Source organism: Caballeronia sp. (genome assembly GCF_049581465.1).
In the GTDB taxonomy this organism is placed as follows: Bacteria; Pseudomonadota; Gammaproteobacteria; order Burkholderiales; family Burkholderiaceae; genus Caballeronia.
The window spans coordinates 1-5,173 of the sequence record NZ_JBAUSA010000261.1 but is presented as its reverse complement, the minus strand read 5'-3'; the positions used below and the strand labels follow the sequence as shown (position 1 = coordinate 5,173).

Sequence of the window (5,173 nt, the reverse complement as noted above, 5' to 3'; positions counted from 1 at the left end):
CTTCAAGCGCGGTCGTCGATTTGTTCGTGTCCGAATCTCTCGACGTTGCAGCGGGGGTGCGACAACAATTGCAGGCAGATGCAGACAGGATTGCGGGGCTTCGTCTTCTCGACGGGCGTTTCATGGTCATTGAACAGGCAATGGGTACACCGAAGGGCCGCGCGGCAGGCGCTGCTTTTGTTACGGCGTTCCTGTCCACGATGATCGAAAGCGGATTCGTTGCCCGGTCGTTGGCAGTGAACCATGTGAAGGGTGCGGTCGTTGCCCGGGCGGCTTCGTCGGCGGCGAACGAATAACGAATAACGATCAGCGCCAATCGTTGGGCTCGAACGGAACCTTATCGAGCGCTGCAACAATATCGACAAAGGCCGCGCGACGGGTCAGCATAGAGTCGTCGAGTTGTCGCTACCCGTCGGTTATCCGAAACAAGGCGCGGTTCGCGGACCCATCAGTACGCGCCCCGCTAGACACCCGCACGAAGCCAGCCAACGCCGGCCGATGCACCAAACGCGGGCATATGATGGACGCTCGCCAACAACATCGGCCCGCCGCCGCACCCGTTTGACGCAGGCCGACCACGCTAACAACCCGCTATGAGGAAAAACAAGCATTAAAAAATGGCACGGCTGTTGCTTTAATAGAGATACTGAAGCCACCTAAACGTTGAACCGGCGTGACCCTGCTGGCGGCAGCACCGAACCAGCACATTGACGCGCAAGCGGACCGTGAGCCTCAAACACAATAGGACGCACAGATGCAGATCTACGATGAAATGCGTCACGAGGAATCCGTGAGGGCGCACTACGCACGTTTTTCTCGCTGGCTTTCTACTCAAAGCCCCGAGACCATCACGCGCAAGCGGGCGGAAGCGGACTTGCTGTTCAGGCGAGTCGGCATCACGTTCGCGGTGAACGGCGACCTGTCCGGCACCGAGCGGCTGATTCCCTTCGACATGATTCCCCGCATCATCCCGTGCAACGAATGGCGCACGCTTGAAGCAGGGTTGCGCCAGCGAGTCCGGGCGCTGAACCTCTTCATCCGCGACATCTATCACGATCACGACATCGTGCGCGCCGGCAAGATTCCCGCGGAACAGGTCTACACGAACGCGCAATATCGCCCGGAAATGCAGGGCGTGGACGTGCCGCTCGACGTCTACGCACACGTCGCAGGGGTCGACGTGGTGCGCGCGGGCGAAGCAGGCGAGTTCTACGTGCTGGAAGACAATCTGCGGGTGCCCTCGGGCGTCTCGTACATGCTTGAAAACCGCAAGATGATGATGCGGCTGTTCCCCGAACTCTTCGTGCAAAACCGCATTTCGCCCGTTGCCCACTATCCGGACTTGCTGCTCGAAACGCTGCGCTCGATCGCGCCGGCCGGTGTCGACGACCCCAATGTCGTCGTCCTCACGCCGGGCATGTACAACTCGGCCTACTTCGAGCACTCGTTCCTCGCGCAGCAAATGGGCGTGGAACTGGTGGAAGGCAAGGATCTCTTCGTCGATGAAAACTACGTCTTCATGCGCACGACCCAGGGGCCGAAGCGCGTCGACGTGATCTATCGGCGCCTCGATGACGATTTTCTCGATCCGCTCGCGTTCCGCACGGATTCGGCACTCGGCATTCCGGGCTTGCTGACCTCGTATCGCGCCGGTCGCGTGGCGTTGGCCAATGCCATGGGCACCGGGATCGCCGACGATAAATCGATCTACCCATTTGTCCCGGACATGATCGAGTTCTATCTCGGCGAAAAACCGATCCTGAACAATGTGCCCACGTTCCAGTGCAGGAAGCCTGACGACCTGGCCTACACGCTCGCGCACCTGCCGGAACTCGTGGTCAAGGAAGTTCATGGCGCGGGCGGCTACGGCATGCTGGTTGGGCCTGCATCGACCAAGGCGGAAATCGAATCGTTCCGCGAACGCCTGATCGCGCGCCCGAACGGTTATATCGCGCAGCCTACGCTGTCGCTGTCGGCCTGTCCGACCTTCGTCGAGTCGGGCATTGCGCCGCGCCACATCGACTTGCGTCCCTTTGTGCTGTCGGGCAAGGAGGTCACGATGGCGGCCGGCGGCCTCACGCGCGTGGCGTTGAAGGAAGGGTCGCTGGTCGTGAATTCGTCGCAGGGCGGCGGCACGAAAGACACCTGGATAGTGGATTAACCCACTCACTGCGAGACTCGCCCGGGCGCGGCCTGAGTTGCCCAGGCTACCTAAGTTGCCGAGGTTACAACGAGCGGCGCGGCTCCCGAGCGCTACTAACAAACGGAACGCCATCATGATGCTAAGCCGCACAGCCGATCACCTTTTCTGGATGGCTCGCTACATGGAGCGTGCGGAAAATACCGCGCGCATGCTCGACATCAACCTGAAGGGCATGCTGCTGCCGCAGACGCCCGAACAGGAAGCGCGCGCGCAACGTTCCGTGCTGCGTATATCCGAGCTCGAGGCGAGTTTCGAGGAGCATTTCCCCGACTCCGACTCGCGCGAAGACATGCTGCAATTCATGGTCGCGGATACCCGCAACGCGTCGAGCATCCTTTCCTGCCTGCATGCCACGCGGGAAAACGCGCGCGCCGTGCGCGGCACGCTGACGACCGAGGCCTGGGAAACGATCAATTTCACGTGGCTCGAGTTTGTCGAAAAACTGGGCGCTGGCGAACTCAGGAAGAGTCCCGATGCCCTGTTCGAATGGGTCAAATACCGGTCGAATCTTTGCCGCGGAGTGATGGTCGGCACAGCGCTTCAGGACGACGCCTTCTGGTTCATCCAGCTCGGCATGTACCTGGAACGTGCCGACAACACAGCGCGCATTCTCGATGTGCGCTTTGCGGACGCCGAACCCAATTCGCGTGAAGCCGCGCGCCAACTGGAAGATTTTTACTACTGGACGTCGATCCTGAGCTCGGTCTCGGCGCTCGAGATATATCGGAAGGTATACCGCGATGTGGTGACGCCCTCACGTGTGGTCGAGTTGCTGATCCTCAACGAGAAAATGCCGCGCTCGCTGCTGGCGTCGCTGGAAGGCGTGTGCGAGACGCTCCAGAAGCTGCGCACGAACGGATCGAGCGAGTGCGAGCGGTTTGCTGGCAAACTGCGTGCCGACGTGCTGTACATGGACATTCGCCAGATCCTGGAGACCGGCGTGCACGCGTACCTGACGCAATTCCTGAAGCGGGTCGATGAACTCGGCGTGCGCGTCATGCGCACTTTCCTCATGCTGCCGATCGCCTGAACCGGGCTCAATCCGGCTGAACTTGCCTGAACGTCTTCGTCCTGGGAACCATCATGCTTTTGACTATTCGGCATCACACCAGTTACCGCTATGCGGCTCCCGTTCAGTATTCCATCCAGCAATTGCGCATGACGCCGGCCAATGGCTCGGCGCAAATGGTGCGGCGCTGGCATATCGATACCACGGGCAAGCTGGACGTCGCTCGCGACGCCTACGGCAACACGCTGCACACGCTCGTGTTGACCAAGCCGCATACCGAGATCCGGTTGATCGTGACGGGCCAAGTGGAAACCACGCTGCTGTCGGGCGGCCGCCTGAACGATGGCCCCGGCGGCATTCCGCTGGAACACTACACGTGCCCGACGGCGCTCACGGAATCGGATCCTGGGATTGTCGAACTGGCGCATTCGGTGCCCGCGCTCGATACCCCGTCGGCGCTGATCGCACTGGCCGAGAATATCGAAGCGAAGGTGAACTACCTGAGCGGCGTGACGGCAGTGACCAGCACTGCGTCGCAGGCGCTGGCGCTTGGCAACGGCGTCTGCCAGGATCACGCGCACCTGATGCTCGCGTGTTGCCGTGCGCGCGGCGTGCCCGCGCGTTACGTGAGCGGCTATATCGATCCGGGCGATGCCGAGCACACGGCGAGTCACGCGTGGGTCGATGTATGGCTCGACAACGGCTGGGTATCGGTGGACGTGACGCACGCAGCCTTCGCCAGTGGCCACTATTGCCGCCTGGCGGTGGCGCGTGACTACGAAGCGGCCGCGCCCGTGCGCGGTTCGCGCGTGGGCGGCAAGGAAGAGAAGATGAGCGTGGACGTCTCCGTGCAGGCGCTGGCCGAACAATGACGCTTTCGTCTGCAGAAAATATCGGAGAAGCGGGGTTAGCCAAGGGGCTCGAATAATTTCAAGCGACGCAGCGTCTGTGCCGATATATCAGGTATGACCCGAGCGTATGGCCCGGGCGATTGGCGCGCCGCAGCAGAGGGCTCGATGCATCGGCGCGCCTGCGCTCGTACAATATCCCTCTGCCCATTCTTCAGGATCCCGACCCATGACTTATTGCGTGGCAATGCGCGTGGACGAGGGAATCGTTTTCCTGTCCGATACGCGTACTAATGCCGGGGTCGACCACGTCAGCGCCGCGCGCAAGATGACCGTTTTCGAACACCCGGGCGAGCGCGTGCTCGTGATGCTCGTGGCGGGCAATCTCGCCCTGACGCAAGGGGTCATGCAGTTGCTTGCCGAACCGGCCTCTGATCGCAAGACCACGCTCTACAACGCGCCCTCCATGGCTGACGCGGCTCGCGTGGTCGGCGACGCGGTGCGCGAAGTGCATCGGAGGGATGCGGCGTCGCTGGCGGAATTCGACATCGATTTCAATTGCAGCTTTATTCTCGGCGGCCAGATTCGCGGATCGGCCCCGCGCCTATTCATGGTTTACGCGGCTGGAAATTTTGTCGAAGCGTCTACGGTCAGTCCGTATTTCCAGATCGGTGAATCGAAGTACGGGAAGCCGATCATCGATCGCGTGGTCACGCCTTCCACGCCGTTGGATGAAGTTGCAAAGTGCGCGCTGGTTTCCATGGATTCCACGTTGCGCTCGAACTTGTCGGTTGGATTGCCGCTCGACCTGCTGGTCTACGAGAAGGACGCGCTGCGGGTCACGCGTTTTTCCACGCTCGACCACGACAACCAGTATTTTGAGATGATTCATCGCACGTGGGGCGAACGGCTGCGGCAGATTTTCGGCGAGATTCCCAATCCGACCTGGGCCGATCCCAACAATGTGCCACTCCACGCGCGCGACGCCGCGTCGAGCGTGCCGCATGCGCCAAACGGCGATCCCTTGGCCGTTCAAGACACCTACGCGTCGCCGTTCCAGACGCTGATGCAGCCGGAAAGCGGGCGTTCGCAGCAATAACGATCAAGCTGCAA

4 protein-coding genes and 1 pseudogene are annotated in these 5,173 nt (G+C 61.2%); all 5 read left to right on the top strand.

The genetic code is table 11. The annotated features are described in order from the left end of the window. Positions 1–296, top strand: a pseudogene (locus WCA53_RS06505) (ABC transporter substrate-binding protein); the annotation flags it as partial. 458 nt (positions 297–754) lie between these two features. Beyond that, positions 755–2,161, top strand: coding sequence for a circularly permuted type 2 ATP-grasp protein (locus tag WCA53_RS06500; protein WP_423907097.1), 1,407 nt, complete (start codon positions 755–757; stop codon positions 2,159–2,161). 118 nt (positions 2,162–2,279) lie between these two features. Next, a complete protein-coding gene (locus tag WCA53_RS06495) occupies positions 2,280–3,233 on the top strand; it encodes an alpha-E domain-containing protein (RefSeq protein WP_423907100.1) in 954 nt (317 codons plus the stop codon). A gap of 53 nt (positions 3,234–3,286) precedes the next feature. Continuing rightward, a complete protein-coding gene (locus tag WCA53_RS06490; RefSeq protein ID WP_423907094.1) occupies positions 3,287–4,084 on the top strand; it encodes a transglutaminase family protein in 798 nt (265 codons plus the stop codon). Positions 4,085–4,289: 205 nt separating this feature from the next. Continuing rightward, positions 4,290–5,159, top strand: a complete 870-nt coding sequence (locus WCA53_RS06485; RefSeq protein WP_423907092.1) for a peptidase — start codon at positions 4,290–4,292, stop codon at positions 5,157–5,159. Positions 5,160–5,173: the final 14 nt, after the last annotated feature.